The organism is Parafannyhessea sp. (assembly GCF_051876455.1).
Lineage (GTDB): Bacteria > Actinomycetota > Coriobacteriia > Coriobacteriales > Atopobiaceae > Parafannyhessea.
On record NZ_JBJEHW010000052.1, the window covers coordinates 1 to 21,618 of the forward strand.

At 67.1% G+C, this 21,618-nt stretch carries 16 protein-coding genes and 1 pseudogene; 11 read left to right on the forward strand and 6 right to left on the reverse strand.

The window, feature by feature from the left end; genetic code table 11:
* The 4 genes and pseudogenes from ACI38Z_RS02460 to ACI38Z_RS02475 all read left to right on the forward strand — a co-directional run.
* Positions 1 to 198, forward strand: a pseudogene (locus tag ACI38Z_RS02460) (hypothetical protein); the annotation flags it as partial.
* Positions 191 to 2,038, forward strand: a complete 1,848-nt coding sequence (locus ACI38Z_RS02465; RefSeq protein WP_439788602.1) for an ABC transporter ATP-binding protein — start codon at positions 191 to 193, stop codon at positions 2,036 to 2,038. The pseudogene ACI38Z_RS02460 and the gene ACI38Z_RS02465, both read left to right, overlap by 8 nt.
* Entirely contained in the window at positions 2,025 to 3,929 is a 1,905-nt protein-coding gene (locus ACI38Z_RS02470) for an ABC transporter ATP-binding protein (protein ID WP_439788603.1), read from the forward strand. The genes ACI38Z_RS02465 and ACI38Z_RS02470 overlap by 14 nt, the downstream gene beginning before the upstream one ends.
* A gap of 248 nt (positions 3,930 to 4,177) precedes the next feature.
* Positions 4,178 to 4,855 (forward strand): peptidylprolyl isomerase, encoded by a 678-nt coding sequence (locus tag ACI38Z_RS02475; protein WP_439788604.1) that lies wholly within the window; start codon positions 4,178 to 4,180, stop codon positions 4,853 to 4,855.
* 102 nt (positions 4,856 to 4,957) lie between these two features.
* Here ACI38Z_RS02475 and ACI38Z_RS02480 read toward each other — a convergent pair whose 3' ends face one another.
* The 4 genes from ACI38Z_RS02480 to ACI38Z_RS02495 form a co-directional block, all read right to left on the reverse strand.
* Positions 4,958 to 7,189, reverse strand: a complete 2,232-nt coding sequence (locus tag ACI38Z_RS02480) for an alpha-galactosidase (protein ID WP_439788605.1) — start codon at positions 7,187 to 7,189, stop codon at positions 4,958 to 4,960.
* A 154-nt stretch (positions 7,190 to 7,343) separates the two neighbouring features.
* Entirely contained in the window at positions 7,344 to 9,110 is a 1,767-nt protein-coding gene (locus tag ACI38Z_RS02485; protein WP_439788606.1) for an ABC1 kinase family protein, read from the reverse strand.
* 15 nt (positions 9,111 to 9,125) lie between these two features.
* Positions 9,126 to 9,476 carry a hypothetical protein gene (locus ACI38Z_RS02490; RefSeq protein WP_439788607.1) on the reverse strand — a complete coding sequence of 117 codons (351 nt, stop codon included), beginning with the start codon at positions 9,474 to 9,476 and terminating at the stop codon, positions 9,126 to 9,128.
* Positions 9,477 to 9,596: 120 nt separating this feature from the next.
* Positions 9,597 to 10,319 carry an HAD family hydrolase gene (locus ACI38Z_RS02495; RefSeq protein WP_439788608.1) on the reverse strand — a complete coding sequence of 241 codons (723 nt, stop codon included), beginning with the start codon at positions 10,317 to 10,319 and terminating at the stop codon, positions 9,597 to 9,599.
* A 225-nt stretch (positions 10,320 to 10,544) separates the two neighbouring features.
* Here ACI38Z_RS02495 and serC point away from each other — a divergent pair, with 225 nt between their 5' ends.
* The 4 genes from serC (at position 10,545) to ACI38Z_RS02515 (ending at position 15,856) form a co-directional block, all read left to right on the forward strand.
* Positions 10,545 to 11,651, forward strand: a complete 1,107-nt coding sequence (gene serC / locus ACI38Z_RS02500; RefSeq protein ID WP_439788609.1) for a 3-phosphoserine/phosphohydroxythreonine transaminase — start codon at positions 10,545 to 10,547, stop codon at positions 11,649 to 11,651.
* A gap of 63 nt (positions 11,652 to 11,714) precedes the next feature.
* Complete coding sequence (locus tag ACI38Z_RS02505; protein WP_439788610.1) at positions 11,715 to 12,905, forward strand: phosphoglycerate dehydrogenase; 1,191 nt, start codon at positions 11,715 to 11,717, stop codon at positions 12,903 to 12,905.
* A 23-nt stretch (positions 12,906 to 12,928) separates the two neighbouring features.
* Positions 12,929 to 14,182, forward strand: coding sequence for a DUF1015 domain-containing protein (locus ACI38Z_RS02510; RefSeq protein WP_439788611.1), 1,254 nt, complete (start codon positions 12,929 to 12,931; stop codon positions 14,180 to 14,182).
* A gap of 276 nt (positions 14,183 to 14,458) precedes the next feature.
* Complete coding sequence (locus ACI38Z_RS02515; protein WP_439788612.1) at positions 14,459 to 15,856, forward strand: polysaccharide deacetylase family protein; 1,398 nt, start codon at positions 14,459 to 14,461, stop codon at positions 15,854 to 15,856.
* A 107-nt stretch (positions 15,857 to 15,963) separates the two neighbouring features.
* Here the strand turns inward: ACI38Z_RS02515 and ACI38Z_RS02520 are convergent, their stop codons facing one another.
* Entirely contained in the window at positions 15,964 to 16,149 is a 186-nt protein-coding gene (locus ACI38Z_RS02520; RefSeq protein ID WP_439788613.1) for a hypothetical protein, read from the reverse strand.
* 338 nt (positions 16,150 to 16,487) lie between these two features.
* Here ACI38Z_RS02520 and hypB point away from each other — a divergent pair, with 338 nt between their 5' ends.
* From hypB to ACI38Z_RS02535, 3 genes are all read left to right on the forward strand, one after another.
* Positions 16,488 to 17,159, forward strand: a complete 672-nt coding sequence (hypB, locus tag ACI38Z_RS02525; RefSeq protein WP_439788614.1) for a hydrogenase nickel incorporation protein HypB — start codon at positions 16,488 to 16,490, stop codon at positions 17,157 to 17,159.
* 33 nt (positions 17,160 to 17,192) lie between these two features.
* Complete coding sequence (locus ACI38Z_RS02530) at positions 17,193 to 17,537, forward strand: hydrogenase maturation nickel metallochaperone HypA (RefSeq protein ID WP_439788615.1); 345 nt, start codon at positions 17,193 to 17,195, stop codon at positions 17,535 to 17,537.
* Positions 17,538 to 17,640: 103 nt separating this feature from the next.
* On the forward strand, positions 17,641 to 20,403 hold the full coding sequence (locus ACI38Z_RS02535; RefSeq protein WP_439788616.1) for a hypothetical protein: 2,763 nt from the start codon (positions 17,641 to 17,643) through the stop codon (positions 20,401 to 20,403).
* A 138-nt stretch (positions 20,404 to 20,541) separates the two neighbouring features.
* On the opposite strand, the gene ACI38Z_RS02540 is transcribed toward ACI38Z_RS02535, so the two are convergent.
* Positions 20,542 to 21,618 (reverse strand): M20/M25/M40 family metallo-hydrolase (locus ACI38Z_RS02540; protein ID WP_439788617.1); only part of this gene is annotated, 1,077 nt, incomplete at its 5' end.

Below are 21,618 nucleotides of genomic sequence, written 5' to 3' on the forward strand. Positions count from 1 at the left end.
AGACAGATGGACATCCAGATGACCGAGGCGGGAAGAAAGAAGGCAGCCCAGATCGACGAGGGCCGCAGGCACTTTGAGAGCGAGGCGTTCTCATGCCTGAGCCAGGACGAGGCCGAGCAGCTTCTGTCCCTTCTGGACCGCGTCCGCGACCACTGGATGCCCGGTGGCGAGAGAGGAGAGAGGTGCCAACATGCCTAAGGGAGCTTCGTCGGCAGCGGCACGCCGAGAGACGACAAAGCGCACCGCAAGCTGGGGTGCAATCATTCGGAGACTGGGAGCCAGCGTCCGCGAGTACAAGAAGCCGGCAATCATCACGCCGTTCCTCGTGACAGGCGAGGTATTGTTCCAGGTCATGATTCCGCTCATGACCGCCAACCTCATCGACACCGTGCGTAACGGCGCGAACCTGTCGAGCATCATCTCGTCCGGCGCCGTGCTCGCGCTCATGGCCATCGCATCGCTGGCTTTTGGTGCCGGAGCGGGAGTTACCTGCTCCCAGGCCTCCGCGGGCCTCGCGCGCAACCTCCGTCACGACATGTTCGCGAACATCCAGACCTTCTCGTTCGAGACGATCGACTCATTCTCGAGCTCCTCGCTGGTGACACGCATGACCACCGACGTCACCAACGTCCAGATGGCCTACATGATGCTCATCCGCTCGGCCATCCGCTGCCCGCTCATGGTAGTCATGGCGTTCATCGCGGCCTGGATGATGGCGGGATGGCTCTCGATCGTGTTCGTGATCCTGGTTCCCATCCTGGCGTTCGCGCTCATCAAGATCATCAGGACCGTCGACCCCATCTTCAAGCGCATCTTCAAGAGGTACGACGCCCTTAACGACTCCGCCAAGGAGAACCTCGAGGGCATCCGCGTCGTCAAGAGCTACGTTCGCGAGGATTACGAGAAGGCCAAGTACGAGAAGGCCGCCGAGGAGGTCCGCAAGGACTTCACGCACGCGGACAGGATCCTGGCCCTGAACGCCCCAATCATGAACTTCTGCATCTACGTGGTGTTTGCTTTCGTAATCTACTTCGGCTCGTATGCCATCATCAGCACCCGTGGCAAGCTCATCGACGTTGGCCAGTTCTCCTCGCTGTTCACCTACGGCTTCCTCATCCTCATGAGCCTCATGATGCTCTCCATGATCTTCGGCATGATCGTCATGGCCGAGGAGGGCGCCGTCCGAATCTGCGAGGTGCTTGACGCGACCACGACCATCAACGAGCCCAAGGACCCCGTGTACGACGTGACGGACGGCTCCATCGACTTCGACGCCGTGGGCTTCTCCTACTCCGGCGACCGCAACCACGAGGCGCTGCACGACATCGACCTCCACATCAAGAGCGGAGAGGTCATCGGCGTCATAGGCTCGACCGGCTCGTCCAAGTCCAGCCTCGTGCAGCTCATCCCGCGCCTGTACGACGCGACGGAGGGCACGGTCCGCGTGGGCGGCAGGGACGTTCGCGAGTACGACCTCGACACCCTGCGCAACCAGGTTGCCATGGTGCTGCAGAAGAACGTGCTCTTCTCGGGCACCATCGCCCAGAACCTGCGCTGGGGCGACCCCGACGCCACGGACGAGGAGGTACTCGAGGCCTCGAAGCTCGCCTGCGCCGACGAGTTCGTGCAGAACCTGCCTGGCAAGTACGACTACATGATCGACCAGGGCGGCACCAACGTCTCGGGCGGCCAGAAGCAGCGCCTGTGCATCGCACGCGCCCTTCTCAAGCACCCCAAGGTCCTGATCATGGACGACTCCACGAGCGCCGTCGACACGAAGACCGACCGCATGATCCGCGAGGGACTCCGCAGCTACCTGCCCGAGACGACCAAGATCATCATCGCCCAGCGCACGGGCTCCGTGGAGGACGCCGACCGCATCGTGGTGATGGACAACGGCACCATAAACGACATCGGCACCCACGACGAGCTGCTCGAGCGCAACGCGATCTACCGCGAGGTGTACCTGTCCCAGAACAAGAAGTCCCACGACGACCGTGAGCTCAACAAGAAGGAGGCGACCCATGGCAACGACTAATGGCAAGAGCGGCGGCAGGCGCGGGACCGTCGGCAGGCTCCTGCACGACCTGCTCAGGTTCTATCCCGTCCTGGTACCCGCCACACTGCTGGCCGTTCTCGCGCAGGGAGTGTGCCAGGGCATGCAGAACGTGTTCATCCAGCGAAGCCTCTCCATCATCGAGAAGTACTGGAGCTCCGGCAACTGGAGCGGGGCCCAGGGGCCGATCCTTGCCAACGTGAGCATGCTCATCGTCATGTACGTGCTCGCCCTCGCCTGCTGCGCCTTCTGGAACCAGTCCATGGCAATCATCACGCAGGGCTCCCTCAAGAAGCTCCGCTGCCAGATGTTCGACCACATGCAGGAGCTTCCCATCCGCTACTTCGACACGCACCAGCACGGCGACGTCATGTCCTACTACACCAACGACATCGACACGCTGCGCCAGATGATCTCCCAGAGCATCCCCAACCTTGCGCTCACCTTCACCATCATGATCGTCGTGTTCTTCGTCATGCTCTGGTACAGCATCCCGATGGCGCTCGTCGTCGTGCTCGGCGCGCTGGTCATGGCCGCAGCTGCAAAGTACTTCGGCTCGCGGTCCGCGCGCAACTTCATCAAGCAGCAGGCAACCATCGCCAAGGTCGAGGGCCACGTCGAGGAGGTCATGGCCGGCGAGAAGGTCGTGAAGGTCTTCTGTCACGAGCGCCAGGCCGAGGCCGACTTCGACGTCCTCAACAATGAGCTCGAGGACGCCTCCGAGAAGGCCAACGCCTACTCCAACACGCTGATGCCCATCCTCATGAACATGGGCGACCTTCTCTACGTCATCGTGGCCGTCGCGGCGGGCATCCTCCTTTCCCTCAAGGCGCCCAACCCCTCCATCTCGGGCATGGCGCTCTCCATCGCGGTCGCGGTCCCGTTCCTCAACATGACGCGCCAGTTCTCGGGCCAGATCGGCGGCATCTCCAACCAGATCAACGCCGTCGTCATGGGCCTCGCCGGCGCCAAGCGCATCTACGGCCTCCTGGACGAGGAGCCCGAGCAGGACGAGGGCTACGTGCACCTGGTCAACGCCAAGCGCGACGAGAACGGCGAGCTGGTCGAGACCTCCGAGCGCACGGAGCTCTGGGCCTGGAAGCACCCGCACCACGACGGCACCGTCACATATACGCCGCTCGCGGGTGACGTGCGCCTCGAGCACGTCGACTTCGGCTACACGCCGGGCCACCAGGTGCTGCACGACGTGACGCTCTACGCCAAGCCGGGCCAGAAGGTCGCGTTCGTCGGCGCGACGGGCGCGGGCAAGACCACGATCACGAACCTGCTCAACCGCTTCTACGACATCTCCGACGGCAAGATCCGCTACGACGGCATCAACATCGAGAAGATCGCGAAGCCGGACCTGCGCCGCTCGCTGGGCATGGTCCTGCAGGACACCAACCTGTTCACGGGCACCATCATGGACAACATCCGCTACGGTCGCCTGGACGCCACGGACGAGGAGTGCATCGGCGCCGCCAAGCTCGCCGGCGCGGACAGCTTCATCCGTCGCCTGCCCGAGGGATACGACACGATGCTCACGGACAACGCCGCGCAGCTCTCGCAGGGCCAGCGCCAGCTGATCTCCATCGCGCGCGCCGCCGTCGCCGACCCGCCGGTCATGATCCTGGACGAGGCAACCTCGAGCATCGACACGCGCACCGAGGCCATCGTGCAGAAGGGCATGGACGCCCTCATGTACGGCCGTACCACGTTCGCCATCGCGCACAGGCTCTCCACCGTGCGCAACGCCAACGTGATCATCGTCCTCGACCACGGCCGCATCATCGAGCGCGGCACCCACGACGAGCTCATCGCCCAGAAGGGCACCTACTACCAGCTCTACACGGGTGCGTTCGAGCTCGAGTAGCCCGGGCACAACATCCCACGCACGCGGGGGCGCGTCGGTCCACCAGGCCGGCGCGTCCCTCTTTTCTCCCCCTTAACGCGGACGAGAAGGGCACCGCATGGGCCCCCAACTCCCCCGTTTGCCAGCCCGTTTGAAGAACTATTTAAAGAATTGGTATGATATGGTCCGTTGACACATCGAGTCGCACCTTTGGGGGCTTGCTAAGCACACTGAGGACCGCATTGCCCTCCCCCCAAGGAAAGGAACCCATGAGCCACGACCACATCACCCGTCGCTGCTTCCTCGCGACCTTCGCCTCGGCCGCAGCGACCCTCATACTCGCGTCCTGCACGGACAACTCGTCCTCGAGCGCGTCCTCCGGCAAGGACGACTCCTCAAGCTCGGACGGCACGTCCGTTCTCACCAAGCCTCTCAAGAACGGCTACTCCTCCGGCATCCACCACGCGACGATCACCGTCAAGGGCAAGGGCACGATCACGCTCGAGCTCAACGCCACCAATACGCCCATCACGGTCAGCAACTTCGCGAGGCTCGTCAACGAGGGCTTCTACGACGGCCTCACGTTCCACCGCGTCATCAAGGGCTTCATGATCCAGGGCGGCGACCCCAACGGCGACGGCACCGGCGGCTCCAGCCAGCGCATCAAGGGCGAGTTCAGCGCCAACGGCGTCACCAACGCGATCCAGCACAAGCGCGGCGTCATCAGCATGGCCCGCTCCAACGACTACGACTCCGCCAGCTCGCAGTTCTTCATCATGCAGGAGGACTCGAGCAACCTCGACGGCCAGTACGCCGCCTTCGGCAAGGTCACCTCGGGCATGGAGGTCGTCGACGCCATCTGCGACGACACGCCGGTCGAGGACAGCAACGGCACGGTCGCGAAGGAGAACCAGCCCGTCATCAGCAGCATCAAGATGGTCGACTGAAAAACGTCCCACGGACGAGAAGGGCGCCCGCCCCCGTCGAGCCACGTTGGCAGGCGGAGGCGGGCGCTCGCTTCGTCCGATTCCCTATGTCGAACCCGACCCCTAGGCCTCGGTCGTCCCCTCGTCGACGGTCTCGGCACACGCGGCCTCGATGTCGTCCGGCGTCATCACGTACACCTCGGTCTCGCCCTGCGCCGTCTCGTCGTCCATGGGCGGCGCGAGCACCGTCGGGTCGTCGACGCCTGCGGGGCGCGTCTCTTCAGCCTTCTCGCCCTCGTCATCTTGGGCACCTGCGTCCTCAGCCGACTCGTTAATGGCTTGAGGCTCGCCCGCGACCTCTGCGTCGTCCGCAGACTCGCTTTCAGCCTTGGCTTCCTCCCCAGACTCGCCCTCGGCCACGGAGTCGTCCTTCTCCTCAGGCTCATCGCCCTCGGAGAGCTCCTTGGGAACCTCAAGCTCCTTGGGGACCTCGATGCCGCCCGCCTCGATCGCCGCCATCAGCGGCCGGTCGATCACGGTCACGTCGAGGCCGGGCACGGGCACCTCGCGCGTCACCGAGACGTCGTCGCAGACCTGGGTCTCCTCGGCCTTCGCGCGCTGCGCCACGCTCTCTGCCTCGCACTCGTCCGCGTCCCGCTCCGTCGTGTCCTGGGCATCCTGGGACTCCGCCACGGGCTCGGACGATGTGTCCACCTCCACCTCTCCGGGAACCGCCACCTGCGTCACGCCGCGCTCCCTGTTGCGCTGGACAAAGGTCTCGAGGGCGTTCCTGAAGATGGAGCACTGCCTCTGGTCCCAGGCGCCCATGTCGTCGGACGTGACGAGCGCGCCGCTGAGCAGCGCGTCCGCCGAGACCAGCCGCGTCCTTTGCGAGTGCGTGAACGCCACGTCGCGGCGCAGGAAGTAGACGCCTGGGTCGGCCAGGAACGCCACGTCGCACAGGTGCGAGCGCCCCTGGATGTCGCGAAGGGCGTTCCAGGTGCTCACGCGCTCCCGGCCGAGCAGGCGCTCGTGGGGCCTGCCATCCCAGTCGAGGCCCACATCGCAGCACACGCGGCAGTACTCGCAGCGCCCGATCGCGCTCATGACGGGCACCCCGCAGAAGTCGAGCGGTGTGCCCTCCGGCACGGCGGAGCGCAGCAGGTCGAGCGCGTCCGCCATGAGCTGCCCGCGGTTCATGCCGTCGTGGGGCAGCATGGCCGCCGCGAAGAGCCCGTCGAGCTTGAGGAGCCCGTAGCCCCAGTCGCTCGTCACGACGCCCAGGACGCTCCTCACGTACTCCCTGACCTCGTCGTTCCTGGTGTCCAGGGCGTAGGTCCCTCCCCAGCGCGAGCCCACCTTGACCGGACGGCCGGCCGCGTCGCGAAGCAGCCAGTCGGGATGGTTCGCATATGTCCTGGAGTTCTTCTCGCACACGAAGGGCGCGATCCAGATGCCGGGCACGAGCCCGGAGGCCCTCACGGACGTCGCCAGGGCGCCCATGCCCCGCGGGAAGCGCCTCTGGTCGGGTTCGAGCCAGTCGCCCGCACGCGCGTAGCCGTAGTCGACCGCGAACACGGGCAGCACGTCCTCGAGCGGCTGGGCGAGAAGGACGTCGGCCACGCCCACGAGGTCCCTCTCGAGCGTCGGCTCGTCTATGTCCTCGTAGTGGCGATACCAGCTCGTGAAGCCCACGATCGGCAGCGCCGGGCGACGGCTTGCCCCCATAAGGGACATGAACCGCGCGACCGTGTCCGTGAGCGTCCCCGTCGTGACCACCAGCGTGAGGAGCTCCACGCGCTCCCCCGCCGCGAGCCTCCGCACGGGACCCTCCTTCGTGAGCGTGACCGAGCCCGTGGACAGGTCCTCGTATATCGACGTGAGCCCCGTGTCCGGGCGGCACTCCCCAAAGAGCGTCACGGCGCGGCCCTTCCGCACGTAGCCGTAGCCCTCTCCGTGCTGCCTGCCGGGGCGCGGGTCCTGCTCCGCAAAGCGGTAGTCGCCCTGGGCGTCCAGCGCCCAGTGGTCCGCAACAAAGCCGGGCGTGCCCCAGAGCCCGCGCATGCCCGCGCGTGGCGAGCGCTCCCACGAGTCGGTCTTCGAGTTGTAGCCGTTCAGGTACAGCGCGTCGGCGTGCTCGAGGTCGACGGACACGATGGCGGATGCGCTCTCCACGGTGAGGTCGTACTCGGGGTCCACCCAGACGTGCCACACGTCGTCGCCGTCGCGCTCGACCGTCACGTCCAGGTCCCGGCAGTCGGGCCCGAAGGTGGGAACCTGCCGGGACACGTAGGTGGTTCTCTCCCCTCCTCCCGGCACCCTCCATGCGATCTGAAACCTGGGATCCTGGTCCATGTGACGCGACCTCCCGTCGCTAGCCGTCTGACGCGCGTCCGCGCTTGCCCTGCAACAACCATGTTGCCACTTTCAGCGGACGCTTATTCAGCAGACGACGCATGGAAACCAAGGCACACAATCCCCCTGCGGGAGACGGCTGACGGGGTGCCGGCTACTTGCGATGGCGCCTCTCGCGCACCACCTGCCGGACGACCCAGAGCCCCAGCACGAGGGCGAGCATGTACCCAAAGAACCCGATGACGGGTATGCCAAAGACGACGGGCTTGATGCGCGCGTAGTACACGACGGACGACCCGATGAAGAGCCCCGCGATGATGATTCCCATGGTGAGGCGGTCCGCCGCGCGGGACATGTCGCCGATGGGGTCCTGGTATCCGTCGAGCCCGAGGTTCATCCTCAGCTGTCCGCGCGTCAGCATGTTCATGGCGGTCGAGGCCTGCGACGCCGCGTCCAGAAGCCCATGCGTCGCGCTCACGGACTCGCGCGCCAGCTGCTTGAGCTGCTTCTTCGAGAGCTCCACGGGGTCCGTGTGCGCCTTGATGTGCGCCCGCACGATCTCGATCATGGAAGTGCCAGGGAGAAACTCGTCAACCACGCCCTCGAGCGTCACCAGGGAGCGCGCGAGCATAGTGACGGTCCCGGGAAGCTCGATCCCGTTCTTGCGGGCCATCGAGATGAGCGCGTTCAGGAACGCGCCGATGTCCAGGTCGGAGAGGTCCGCCTCGCCGTACTCGTCCAGGATGGCGTCCAGGTCGGCCAGGAGTCCGGGGTGGTCCACGAGCTCGGGCTCGGACACGGAGAAGCGCAGGAGGCCGTTCTTGAGGCCGACGGCGTCGTGCATCGCCACCGCGGACACCATGTCCGTGAGCGCCTTCCGGTCGTGGGACGAGAGCCTGCCCATGATGCCCAGGTCGAGGTAGACGATCTTGCCGTCGTGGATGACGAGGTTTCCCGGGTGCGGGTCTGCGTGGAAGAAGCCGTCGTCGAGCATCTGCGAGGTGTAGTTGTCGACGAGCTTCTGCCCGATCTCGGACAGGTCGTAGCCCGCCGCCGTGAGGGCCCTCGTGTTGTCGATGGGAATGCCCTCGACGTAGTCCATGACCACGACGTGCTCGGTGCAGAGCCGAGGGTATGGCTTGGGGCAGTCCACGTACCTGCAGTCCGCGTTGTTGCGCCGGAACTCCTCGAGGCTGCGGGCCTCCACCAGGAAGTCCGTCTCCTCGCGAAACGACTGCCAGAGCTCGTCCACCACGGACTGGAGGTCCAGGACCTGCTCGTCTCCCATCACGGCCGCGCTGTGCTTCGCGAGCGAGCGCATGATGGATATGTCCTGCGCCATGATCTCCTGCACGTGGGGGCGCTGCACCTTGATCGCGACGGTCTCGCCCGTCACGAGGCGGGCCTTGTGCACCTGCGCCACGGACGCCGATCCGAGCGGCACGTCGTCGATCGCGTCGAATATCTCCTCGATGGGGGTGTCGTACTCGGCCCTGAGTGTGCTCAGAACGAGGTCGCGGTCCATCGGCTCGACGTTTGTCCGGAGCTTCGTGAGCTCGTCGCAGAAGCTCTGCGGCAGGATCTCCGACCTCATGGAGAGAATCTGGCCCGCCTTCACGAACGTCGGGCCGAGCTCCTCCAGAAGGCTCCGCAGCGTCTGCGGCGTGAGCCCGTGCAGCACGTCGTAGTGGCTCGCGATGCGCAGTATCTCGTTCAGGCGGGCCGCCTTCTTGGCACGGGTGATGCGATACGGGCCCGTGTCCGCACTGCGCCCGCCCAGGATGCCGATGGTTCCGGCATCCCGGGTGTGCACCTTCGAGACGTCCTCGTACCACCTGCCGAGGTACTCGACGTCGTCTATGTCGTTGATGTCGAAGCCCCCGGACGCGCGCTGCGGGTCCTGGCCCGTCTCTTCTGACAAGTGAGCTGCCCTCTCCTACTTCTTGGGCTCGTCCTTCTCGTCGCCGTCCTCGACCTCGACCTCGACGGGCTCGGCGTCCAGGTCCTCGGCGATCTTCTGGGCGTTCTTGACCCAGGCGGCGCGCTGCTCGGGCGTGAGGGACTTGAGCTTCGCGCGCAGCACGGCGTCGGACGAGCCGTCGGCGGCATCGTGGATCGTGTGCTTGAGCTCCTCGTTCACGGCCTTGCCCTGCGCGACCGTGAGCTCGCCCTTCTCGACCAGCTTGTTCACGATCTCCGTCGACTTCTCAGCCCCGGTGGCGACGGTGCCCACGCCAAGCAGGAAGAGCTTGCGTACGCCCTCGCCCAAATCGTCAAAACCAGACATGCCGACCCCTCTTTCGCGACGGGCGGGCCCGACGGGACCCGCATGGATATAGCACTGCTTTACCCCAGGCGAGCAGGCGCTATTCACGCAGGTCCGCGAACGGCGCCGGTAGGGGCGACCCTAGCGGCCGAGAAGGACGCGGCCAAGCTCCCCCACGCTCTGTGCCACGGCGCAGGCGCCCGCCCGCTCGAGCTCCGAGCGGGGCGCCGTGTGACCGTACGTGACGCCCACGCAGGGCATCCCGCACGCGGTGGCCGCGTCCACGTCGTAGAAGCGGTCGCCCACCATGACGGCGTCGTCGGGACCCACGCCAAGGGTGTCGAGCACCTTGGCGAGCGTCTGGGCCTTGGTCTGCGGCGCGTCAGAGTCCTTGCCGAGCGCGAACTCGAAGCGCCCGATCAGCCCCTGGTCCGTGAGGCCGCGCCTGAGAAGCCTCGTGCGCTTGGAGCTCGCGACGGCGAGCGTCCTGCCCGCGGCGCGCAGCTCGTCGAGGAGCCCCGCCATGCCCGGGAACGCCGGCCAGGCCGCAGCGCCGATCTTCTCGTACGCCTCGCGGTAGCGGCGGGTCACCTCGCGCGCGTCCGAATCGGACAGGCCGAAGACCATGGTGAACGCCTGCGGGAAGGGCGGGCCCACAAGCTTGGGCACGTCGGCCAGGCGCTCCTTGGGGAGTCCCCAGTCCGTGAGCACGCGCGTCGCCGTGGCCACGATGCTCGGCATGCTGTCCGCGATGGTCCCGTCGAAGTCGAACACGACCACGCGGCGCGCGCTGGGGTCGGCCTCGCGAAGCTCGCGCGGCGCCGCATTGGCGCTTCGCGCCCGGGTGTTGTCCTTCTCGTCCACGTTGCCCCCGTTTCTGGCCCCGCATGCGGGCGGGGCCGCCAATCATCTGGAATACTGTAGGAATGTACGGATATCGAAGACCATTGTGGGCATCAGGTATATCCCTTACACGCGGTGGGAATTAGTTTCCACACCTGAAACACGAAGAGGGTAACCTTGTGCGAAATGCCGCGCCATGGGGGCGCGGCGGGGCGATGCCCGCAGTTTGATGATTGGGAGGTTTGGATGGCACGCGCGTACAACTTTTCCGCAGGCCCCTCGGCGATTCCCGAGAGCGTCCTGAAGGAGGCCGCCGCCGAGATGCTCGACTACAAGGGCACCGGGATGTCCGTAATGGAGATGAGCCATCGATCTAGTGCCTTCCAGTCGATCATCGACGACGCCGAGGCCACGCTGAGGCGCCTGATGGGCATCCCCGAGAACTATCGCGTGATGTTTCTGCAGGGAGGCGCCACGCTCCAGTTCGCCGGCGTGCCCATGAACCTCATGCGCACGCGCCACGCGGGCTACATCGTGTCCGGCAACTGGTCCAAGAAGGCGGCAAAGGAGGCCGGGAAGTACGGCCAGGCCGACGTGCTGGCCACGAGCGAGCCGACGGGCTTCGACCGCACGGCGCGGCTCGAGGGCCCCGTCGACCAGGACCTGGACTACGTCTACCTCTGCCAGAACGAGACGGTCTACGGCACCATGACGCGTGAGCTGCCCCAGACGGGCGACGTGCCCATCGTGGCGGACGTCTCGAGCATGTTCCTCTCGTGCCCCGTGCCCGTGGAGCACTACGGGCTGATCTACGCCGGCGTGCAGAAGAACGCCGGACCGGCCGGCAACGTGGTGGTGATCTGCCGCGACGACCTGCTGGGCGACGGCCCCGCGCTGGGCGACATCGTGCCCACCTACATGGGCTACCGCATCCAGGCGGACAAGGACTCGCTGCTCAACACGCCCAACACCTGGGGCATCTACATGTGCGGCAAGGTCTTCCACTGGGTGGAGGACACCGGCGGGCTCGAGGCCATGGAGCGCCGCAACTGGGAGAAGGTCAACCTCCTGTACGACTACCTGGACCAGAGCAGGCTCTTCTCGCCCATCGCGCGCAAGGACTCGCGCTCCATCGCCAACGTCACGTTCCGCAGCCCCTCCAAGGAGCTGGACAAGGAGTTCGTGGCGGGCGCCGCGGAGCACAACATCGTGAGCGTCGGCGGGCACAGGGTGCTGGGCGGCATGCGCGCGAGCTGCTACAACGCGGTCCCCATGGAGGCCGTCAAGGCACTGCTCGCGTACATGGAGTCCTTCGAGGCGGCCCACAGGGCGGACTGCCGCACGGACGCCTAGCGACCGGCAGGCGCCGGCACGCCAGCGCAAGACAAGGTAGAGAGCACACGCAGAGGAGAAACCATGCGTTACGTAAGGATATATGACAACATCGCCAAGACCATCACCCGCGACGGCGTCGCGGAGCTGGGCGAGGGCTACGAGAAGACCGACGACGTGCAGAAGGCCGACGCCATCCTGGTGAGGGCCTCGGACATCCGCGACGTGGACTTTGGGCCCAACGTGCGCTGCATCTCGCGTTCCGGCGCGGGCTACAACAACATCCCCATCGAGCGCTGCGCCAAGCAGGGCATCGTGGTCTTCAACACCCCGGGCGGCAACTCCAACGCCGTGAAGGAGCTCGTCGTGGGCATGATCCTCGTGAACTCCCGCGGCACGCTCGACGGCATGAACTGGGTCCAGAGAAACGCCGATGACCCGCAGATCGTCAAGGACGCCGAGAAGAACAAGAAGGCCTTCGTCGGACGCGAGGCCATCGGGCGCAAGGTCGGCGTCGTGGGCCTGGGCGCCGTGGGCTCGAAGGTCGCGAACGCCCTCGAGGCGCTGGGCCTGGACGTGTACGGCTACGACCCGTACCTCTCCGTCGAGCACGCCTGGCAGCTCAACCGCAACATCAAGCGCGTCGACTCCATGGCGGAGCTCTGCCGCAACGCCGACTACGTGACGCTGCACGTCCCCTCCAAGGACGACACGCGCCACATGATGGGCACCGAGATGATCTCGCTCATGTCCGACGGCGCGATGCTGCTCAACTACGCACGCGCCGACATCGTGGACGAGCCGGCCGTGGACGCGGCGCTGCGCTCCGGCAAGCTCTGCCGCTTCGTGTGCGACTTCGCGACGCCCATGACCACCAAGATGCCCAACACGATCATCACCCCGCACATGGGCGCCTGCACGGCCGAGGCCGAGGCCAACTGCGCCTCCATGGCCGTGAGCCAGATGAAGGACTACCTGGAGCAGGGCACCATCAGGAACTCCGTCAACTACCCCGACTGCGACATGGGCCCGTGCCACACGGGCGGCCGCATCGCGGCGCTGCACGCGAACGTCCCCAACATGATCGGCCAGATCTCGGGCGCCCTCGCCAAGTCCAACGCCAACATCCAGCGCATGTCCAACGAGGCGCAGGACGGCAGCGCCTATACTCTTATCGACACCGACCAGCCGGTGGACGCCGAGACCATGGCCGCGCTGCGCGCCATCCCCGGCGTGTACCGCATCAGGCAGATCGTCCCCGCGATCACCAGGTAAACGCCCCAACCTAAGGAGACCCCATGCGCGCAGACCCCATACGCTGCTTCCGTCCGGCACCGGACAAGGCGGCCACGTTCGCGTCGCTTCCCTATGACGTGTTCGACCGCGCGCAGGCGGCCTCCTACGTGAAGGCCCATCCGGGATCGTTTTTGGCCATCGACCGGCCGGAGACGTCCTTCTCCCCCGACCACGACATGTACGCGCCGGACGTGTACGCCAAGGCGGCCGAGCTCATCCGCAAGGCCGCCTCTGACGGCACGCTCCTGCGCGACGACACGCCCTGCTACTACGTGTACCGCCTGGAGCAGGACGGCCGCGCGCAGACGGGCGTGGTGTGCGCCTGCTCCGTGGACGAGTACCTCGACGGCACGATTCGCCGCCACGAGAACACCCGTCCCGAGAAGGAGCAGGACCGCGTGGAGCACATCAGGGCGACGGGCGCCCAGACCGGCCCCATCTTCCTGACGTATAGGGACAACTTCGCCATCGACACCCTGGTGGGCCTCGCGTCCACGGCCGAGCCGCTCTACGACTTCACGGACGAGTACGGCGTGCGCCAGTGCGTGTGGCGCGTGGCCCGTCCGGCCGCGGTGGAGGCGCTCCAGGCCACCTTCGCGACCGTGGAGCACGCCTACATCGCAGACGGCCACCATCGCGCCGCCTCCGCCGTCCGCGTGAGCCAGGAGCTCCGCGCGCAGGCGGCCAAGCGCGGCGAGTCCTCCGAGGACGCCCCCTACAACGGCTTCCTCGCGGTCCTCTTCCCCGCGAGCCAGCTCAAGGTCATGGCGTACAACCGCGTGGTGGCGGACACCAACGGCCTTTCCGCGGACGAGCTGATTCGCCGCATCGCGGAGGCGGGCTTCGAGGTCGATCCCGCACAGGAGGAGCCCGTCTCCCCCTCCGCCCGCCACGAGTTTGGCCTCTACCTTGCCGACGGCTGGCACGCCATGTCCCTCTCGCCCGAGGCGGCGGCATCGCTCGGGGACGACCCCGTGGCCACGCTCGACGTGTCCATCCTGCAGGACCGCGTGCTCGCGCCCGTCCTGGGCATCGACGACCCGCGCACGAACCCCCGCATCCGCTTTGTGGGCGGCATCGAGGGTCCCGAGGCGCTGGAGTCCTACGCGGGCGAGAAGGGCGTGGCCTTCAGGCTGTACCCCACCTCGGTGGACGAGCTCATGGCCGTGTCCGACGCCGGGCTCCTGATGCCGCCCAAGTCGACCTGGTTCGAGCCCAAGCTCAGGAGCGGCCTCTTCATCCGCAAGATCCGCTAGCACGAGGGCGACGGCCACATAGCGCCCCCGCACACGCCACGGCCCCAACCAGGGTCGCGGCGCTTCTCGTCCGCAGATGCCACAGCGTGGCAGAATCAACCTTAAGATTTCCCAAGTTCTTGGTCAGGTCTGCGCCCCACGCCCGTATAGTAAGAGGACGCCTGCGGCCCAACGCATGACGGACTCTGAAGACTTTATGACTGCGTGCGGCGCCGCCCGAGGTGGCTATCCTAGTTCGGCGGCACACGAAACGAAGCTTGGAACGGACCAGTGACCATGGCAGAGCAGAACTCGAACCCGGCACGCCACAAGGCGGGGCAGGTCCCGCAGGGACACCGCGCCGACGCGGGGCGGAGGCAGGCAAGGCAGGGCGAGAAGAACGAGGGCGGGGTGTACTACATCCCCACCACCCAACGCGTGAGTGGCGCCGAGGGCGGACGCAAGGAGGCCGCCTCCACCGAGGACCGCAGCAGCAGGAGCAAGGTGCCCGCGCTGCTGGCGCTCGCGCTCATCCTGGTGCTGGGCGGGGTCGCCTGGCACCTGTGGAGCAACCGCAAGGTGCCGGTGACCATCAACGGCTCCAGCTACCAGGTCAGGGTCGACAGTACGCTCGAGGACGCCGCAAGGGAGCTCTCCCTCAAGGTCAGGCGCGGCAGCCTCGTGAGCGTGAAGGGCGACGTCCTCAAGCGGGGCGGCGGCTATGCGTTCACGGCTACCGTCAACGGCAGGACCCTCCCCGGCAGGCGGGGCGAGCGCTACCGCGTGAGCCAGGGCGACACGGTCGTGCTCGCCAAGGGCAAAGACATCATGGAGCCCCACACGACCTCGACCACGTCCGTGGCGCCAAAGCTCGTGATGAAGGGTGGCTACGGGCCCATCGCGTACGTGCGCGTCTACGGCAAGCCCGGCAGCGCCAAGGTGCTCAGGGGCAGGCGCTCCAAGCAGACGGCCGAGATCGTGACCAGGAAGGCCACCGACACGGAGATCTACCTCAGGACGCCCGTGCCCGAGGGCGGCAAGCAGCTCGTGGCGCTCACGTTCGACGACGGACCGAGCGAAAAGTACACCCGGCAGTACCTGGACATCCTCAACAAGTACCACGCCAAGGCGACGTTCTTCTGCCTGGGCAAGTGCGTGCGGCAGTACCCCGAGCTCGCCAAGGCCATCGTCAGCCAGGGCTCCCAGATCGCAAACCACACGCAGGACCACAAGCAGCTCACGACGCTCGGAGCCGCGGAGGTCCAGTCCGAGCTCCGCTCCGGCTTCAAGGCGATATCGGACGCCACGGGCGTCGAGACCACGGTCTTCCGCCCGCCCTACGGCGACTTCCGCGAGACCACATGGGTCAAGTCCGCGGGCATAGCCTCGGCCTCGATCACGTGGACGCAGGACTCCAAGGACTGGAAGCTCCCCGGCGTGGACAAGATCGTGGAGAACGCCCTCCAGAACGTGAGGTCGGGCTCCATCATCCTCATGCACGACGGCGGCGGCAACCGCGACCAGGACGTCCAGGCGCTGCCCAAGATCATCGAGGCGCTCCAGAAGAACGGCTATACCCTCGTGACCATCGACGAGCTGATGGCGTCCGACAGCACCATCCCCTCGTCCATCCAGTCCGGCAACGCCAAGATGCCCGAGGGAACCGTCTGGCCAACGGAGCTGGGCGACGCCTAGCGCCCGCGACGACACGCCACACAAGGACAGCCCCCGCTACCACGTCAGGTTGCGGGGGCTGTCACGTAACTTCCTCGTCCGCGGTCGGCATTGCCACCTCGCGTCGCCTATGCGATGCGAGGGACCTCGGTCGGATACGTCGTCGCATTGGGGTCAGGCTCCTTCCTGCCAAGTGCCTTTCGCACCACGTACCTGACGATGCCCACGACCGCCATCAGCGCGGCCAAGGCCGCGACGAAGCCGAGCATCGTGTAGGTGATGAACAGTACCGTCTGCGCAGAGAACGCTCCCATAGACCCTCCAGACATGTGGTTGGACCGCACGCGCCAGCGTGCCTTACAACTCCGTTGTACACTCCCAACATTTATGTTTCAAGTGTGTTTCCTCGTTTTTCTCGCCCAGCATATCAGCAGGTGAGAAGTGCGTGCGGCTCAGATATTCATGGCGCCACATAGCGTGATGGCGCATCCTCACAGCAATCTCTTAAATCAAACTTTTATGCGTATGGTGTGGTTTCGGCGTGCGGTAAGCCAGAGCCGCGGGCAAGGGGGACGCCCGCGCACCCGCACGCCTTGCCCGGCGGCGGCTCCTGTATCATGGTGGGGAAAAGGAAGCCCGAAGGAGGAGCCAGATGCAGGACCCAATCAAGGTGATCGAGGTAAAGGAAAGCGTCTTTTCCAACAACGACCGCGAGGCGGAGGCACTGCGCCAGCGCATGCACGACGCCGGCACGATGATGATCAACCTCATGAGCTCGCCCGGCGCCGGCAAGACGACGCTGCTTTCCGCCACCACGCGCGCGCTCGCGGACGAGATGCGCATCGCCATCATGGAGGCCGACGTCGACTCCGACGTGGACGCCCACACCGTGCAGGAGGCGGGCGCCAAGGCGATCCAGCTCCACACGGGCGGCATGTGCCATCTGGACGCCGCGATGGCCGAGCAGGGACTGGCGCAGCTGGGCTTCGAGGGGCAGGACCTCGTCGTGATCGAGAACGTGGGCAACCTCATCTGCCCCGCGGAGTTCGACACGGGCGCCGGCAAGAAGGTCATGATCCTCTCCGTCCCCGAGGGCGACGACAAGCCGCTCAAGTACCCGCTCATGTTCGAGGTGAGCGACCTCGTGCTCATCAGCAAGGTCGACACCCTGCCCTACTTCGACTTCGACAAGCGGAAGCTCGAGCGCAACGTGCGCCTGCGCAACCCCGACGCGCGAATCATCTACCTCTCCGCCAAGACGGGCGAGGGCATGGACGAGTGGCTCGACTGGCTGAGGGAGGCCGTCCGGGAGTGGAAGGCCTAGTGGGGCCGAGGCATAACGCGAGGGAGCGCAGCCATGCATGAGCTGGGGGTCGTGTTCGCGGCGATGGACACGCTCGGCGACATAGCGAGGGAGAACGAGCTCACGCGCATCAGCAGCGTCACGATGCGGCTGGGCGAGGTCTCCGGGATCCTGGAGGACTACTTCGCGGACTGCTGGCACTGGGCCCAGAAGAAGAACGACCTCCTGCGCGACTCCGAGCTCAGGATCGAGCGCATCGACGCGGTGACCGTCTGCAACGACTGCGGCAGGACGTACCCCACGGTGCAATACGGCCGCGTCTGCCCCTACTGCGGGAGCGACCAGACCTACCTCCTGAGGGGCAACGAGGTGGAGATAAAGGAGATTGAGGGCTGCTAGGGCCGCCACGCGCGTCAGACGGGCCGCCATTGGGTAAGAAGACTGGAAGAAACGTCCCGGACGCGCGTCGTCCGTACCGATCAGGTTCCTAGGTGGTTCAGGCATGGCTCTCTTCCATTCGCCCACAAGGCGGGTACTCGCATCGTCCATAGTCGTCCTCGCGGTCGTCGCGGCCGTGGGGACCATCCGCGCCGTCGCGCTCGGCAGCGTGGCATGGGCGCTCGTCGCCATCGTGGCGTGCGTGGCGGCGGCCCTCGTGGGCGCGTTCGCGGCAGCACTCGGGGCCAGAGCCCAGGGCGCGTCGACGGTGACGGCGGCGCAGGGTCCCGCAGCCGCGCACGTGACGAAGCCCGCCGCGGGCGAGAAGGACGCGGCGCCCTCGGCCGCAGCCGAGCCTGGGGACGCGGCCCGGCAGGCGCCCGCGACGGAGGCGCCCCGTTCCTCCCGCCCGGAGGCGGAGGACGTGACGGACGCCGATGCGGACACGGGCGACGCGGACGCGACGCCCGCCGGGTCCGTGGAGGTCGTCCCGGTCCAGGCGGAGGCGGCCCCGCAGGCGCCCGCGGAGTCGCAGCTCGACTTCGAGTCCGTGGCGCAGCGGCTCCTGGCGAGCGCGGACCCCGTTGACGAGCTCAAGCTCGTGGTGGGCGACATCCGCACGCGCATGGCGCAGGCGGACGGCGAGTCCGGGGCCGCGGCGCAGGCCACGCTATCCCCCAGCGGCATCGAGCGCTTCTTCGCGCGCGTGCTCGTGGAGGCGGGCCTCTTCGAGAAGGACGTCAAGCTCCCCCGCATCGGCGTGACGCGCTCGTCGCGCACGGGCACGCTCAGGCTCCGCGTGCAGGACGAGCAGCTCAGCTACCTCGCACGCCTGCGCGTGCTCAAGCTCGAGGCCGCGCTCGCGGCGGCCCAGCGCGCCTGCGCGTACTTCGAGGAGCCGCAGCGCGCGACCGTGGAGGACTGCTACCGGCTCATGCAGAGCCTCGCCAACTCGATCTGCGCGCAGTCCGCGCCCATCAACCAGCCGCTCGACCTCGAGGCCGGCGAGCTCCCCGATGGCGAGTGGGCCGTGCGCCGCTCCATCGCGACGGCGCTCGAGTCCCTCCAGCTTCCCTACCGGCTCGAGCAGCACTTCAGGACCAACGTCGCGGACGGCAACGTCGTCTTCCAGGTGGCGCTCACGCCCGAGCAGGTCTTCCCCTCGTCCATGCTCGTGGACGGCATCGGCCTCGTGCACAGCTCGCGCGAGATGCGCCGCAAGGCGGCATCGGCCTACGCGCAGCGCCTCGCCATCCTGCTCGCGGCGACGGCGTTCCGCTCGTCCCGCCGCATCAAGCACGCGTGGGTCGTGGGCACCGTGGACAACGCGACCACGCACCGCTGCTACCTCTGCGTCGACTTCGACCGCTGGCGCTTCGCGCGGCTCGACCTCGCCCACGTGGACGACCTGCGCCGCGTCATGCGTCCCTTCGTCCCCAACATGCGCGTGGAGGACGGCATCCTGCGACCGGTGGAGCAGACCGCTGACCTCGACGAGGCCCGCTTCAGCCCCGCGTGGCGCTTCATGCCCGTGGAGCTCTCGTCCCGCAGGCTCCCCAAGGAGGCCGCGGCCGCCCTCGGCACGCAGAGCGTGTCCGGCCTGGGCATCGAGGAGGCGAGCGACCGCCAGATCGTGGCGGGCAACATCCTGCTGCACCTCGCGGACGCGGGCGAGAAGGACGCCACCCAGAAGAACGTCCGCACCGTGATCGACTTCACGCGCGACGACCCCGACCCCACCGTCCGCGACGCGGGCGAGCGCCTGGTCAAGGCAATGGTGAGCGGCACGGGCCCCACGGACCCCGAGGCCATAGGCCACGAGCTCGTGTTTGGCGACCCCCTGAGCCGCGCCGCGGAGCAGGGGCGCGACCTCCTCTCCAAGCGCGACGCGGCGGGCGCCGTCGCCGTGCTGGAGCCCGTGCTCGCCCACCTCGACCGCACGGGCGCCTATGCGGACGGCAAGGGCGTGGTGTGGCGCTACTTCGGCAGCTACGTGGACCGTGCGCTCTACAATCGCAAGTACGCCTCCGACGGCCGCGCGCTCCTGCTCGCGCCCGACTCCTACTTTGCGGCGCTCTTCTACGCGTCCGTGGCCCAGGTCATGCTGCGCCACCCGCAGAAGGCCCTCGCGCACGCCCACCGGCTCGTGGAGCTCGCGCCGCTCGACAACCACGCGGTGCTCCAGCTCGTGCGCTGCCTCGAGGAGTGCGGCAAGGTGGACGAGGCGCAGGACGTCCTGACGGGCTTCCTGCGCGACGCGCACGACCCGGAGTCCATCGGCCTCGGCTACTATCGCATGGCCTCGTTCATGTGGAACAAGGGCAACGTGCTGGCCGCGCAGGCGTGCTACCAGAGCGCCATGAGCTTCATGCCCTCCATCACGCCCATCGTGGTGATGGAGGTCGCGGGACTCCAGCAGCCGCAGGTCACGCAGGTCGCAACGCAGGAAGAGCAGGACGACGCCGAACCCGAAGCCGACGACGAGCCCGCGGACGACGCAGGCGAGAAGGACGGGGGCTCGGACGCGCAGGCGCCCGCCAACGTCGGTCCCGCGCAGGTCATGGGCGGCACTCCCCAGCAGGGCGCCATCAGGCCGCTCACGCAGCCCCTCTCCCAGGAGGAGGTCGAGGCCACGCTCGGCTACCACGACATCCCCGTCGCGCCCACGCCGCAGGTCTCCCAGACGGTCATGGAGTGCACGCGCGCCTCGGTCGACGCGGAGGTCTTCCCCGTCGCGAGGAACTTCGTGAGCGTGCTCGCGGCCTTCGACCAGGACGACGTCACGCTCGACGTGATGGACTCGCTGGGAAGCGAGCCGGACCAGTAGCCACGGGTCGCCGCGGGCGGCAACCGGTGGGGTCCCAACCCGCCAGACAAGGGGGGCGGCGTGCCAGCCACGAGCCGGCACGCCGCCCTTCTCGTCCTCCGCCTGCGCACGTAACGCTGGCGGCATCTTACGTTGCGCCTAGAAGTCGAGCCTCATCAGGCGCGCAATCGACACGATGTAGATCTGCAGCGCGCGCTTGAACTGCTCCTCGCTGAAGCCCTCGTCCGCAGAGTGCTCCGCACCCACCCAGTCGGGCATGGGGAACGCCGGGTCGTTGGGGCCAAACGAGCCGCCCGCCTTGAAGTGGCGCGCGTACGTGCCGCCGCCGATGCAGAAGCCCTGCGCGTCGCGGCCCGTGTACTCGTTGTAGGTCCTCACGAGCGTCTGCATGGCGGGCGTCTTGGGGTCGGTCAGGAACGGCACCATGTCGAGGTCGACGCGCACGGCGCAGCCGTACTTGGCGGCAAGCTCGCCCACGCGGCGCGTGATCTCGTCCCCGGTGATGCAGGTGGGATAGCGGCTGTCGAGCGTCTGCTCGAAGTGCCCGCCCACCTTGGCGATGGTGCCGCCGATGCAGGTCAGGGGGTCGAAGTACTCGTCCTTGCACGCGATGCCCAGGCTCGAGCCGTCCGTGGAGGAAAACACGATGCGCTCGAACTCGAGGAACTCGCGCTCCGCGCCCTTGCAGACGTCGTTGTCGAGCAGGTAGTTGACGAGAAGCCCGATGGCGTTGATCGAGCCCTGCGGCGTGGACGCGTGCGCGCCGATGCCGTGGGCCGTGAGCCTGACCAGGCCGCCCTCCGCGGGCTCCACGTCGATGCGGTCCGTGGGCTCGAGCCTGCGCTCCCCCGGCCTCACGAGCGCGGTCGCCTCGCCGGCGACGGCGTTGCCGACGGTGCCGCCCTGGAAGTCGACAATGGCGTCCGCCACGTCAGAGGAGATGACGGTCGCGGACCAACCGCCCTTCTCGCCGTAGATGAGCGGGAAGTCGGCGTCGGGCGAGAAGAGGAACTCGGGCTGGTCGTAGTGGTCGAGGTACCACTCGACGTCGGCCATGTTGGTCTCCTCGTTGTTGCCGATGATGCAGCGCAGCGTGTAGGGCAGCCGCTTGCCGGTCTCGGCCGCGAGGTCCGCGAAGAACTTGGCGGCCCAGAGCGAGAGCGTGGTGGGGCCCTTGTCGTCCAGCACGCCGCGGCCGATGAGGTAGCCGTCCTT

What these genes read in the sequence shown, in the direction of transcription:
- ACI38Z_RS02465 (WP_439788602.1), top strand. Translation starts at nt 191, where the DNA reads ATGCCTAAGGGAGCTTCGTCGGCAGCGGCACGCCGAGAGACGACAAAG.
- ACI38Z_RS02470 (WP_439788603.1), top strand. Translation starts at nt 2,025, where the DNA reads ATGGCAACGACTAATGGCAAGAGCGGCGGCAGGCGCGGGACCGTCGGC.
- ACI38Z_RS02475 (WP_439788604.1), top strand. Translation starts at nt 4,178, where the DNA reads ATGAGCCACGACCACATCACCCGTCGCTGCTTCCTCGCGACCTTCGCC.
- ACI38Z_RS02480 (WP_439788605.1), bottom strand. Translation starts at nt 7,189, where the DNA reads ATGGACCAGGATCCCAGGTTTCAGATCGCATGGAGGGTGCCGGGAGGA.
- ACI38Z_RS02490 (WP_439788607.1), bottom strand. Translation starts at nt 9,476, where the DNA reads ATGTCTGGTTTTGACGATTTGGGCGAGGGCGTACGCAAGCTCTTCCTG.
- serC (WP_439788609.1), top strand. Translation starts at nt 10,545, where the DNA reads ATGGCACGCGCGTACAACTTTTCCGCAGGCCCCTCGGCGATTCCCGAG.
- ACI38Z_RS02505 (WP_439788610.1), top strand. Translation starts at nt 11,715, where the DNA reads ATGCGTTACGTAAGGATATATGACAACATCGCCAAGACCATCACCCGC.
- ACI38Z_RS02510 (WP_439788611.1), top strand. Translation starts at nt 12,929, where the DNA reads ATGCGCGCAGACCCCATACGCTGCTTCCGTCCGGCACCGGACAAGGCG.
- ACI38Z_RS02515 (WP_439788612.1), top strand. Translation starts at nt 14,459, where the DNA reads ATGGCAGAGCAGAACTCGAACCCGGCACGCCACAAGGCGGGGCAGGTC.
- ACI38Z_RS02520 (WP_439788613.1), bottom strand. Translation starts at nt 16,149, where the DNA reads ATGGGAGCGTTCTCTGCGCAGACGGTACTGTTCATCACCTACACGATG.
- hypB (WP_439788614.1), top strand. Translation starts at nt 16,488, where the DNA reads ATGCAGGACCCAATCAAGGTGATCGAGGTAAAGGAAAGCGTCTTTTCC.
- ACI38Z_RS02530 (WP_439788615.1), top strand. Translation starts at nt 17,193, where the DNA reads ATGCATGAGCTGGGGGTCGTGTTCGCGGCGATGGACACGCTCGGCGAC.
- ACI38Z_RS02535 (WP_439788616.1), top strand. Translation starts at nt 17,641, where the DNA reads ATGGCTCTCTTCCATTCGCCCACAAGGCGGGTACTCGCATCGTCCATA.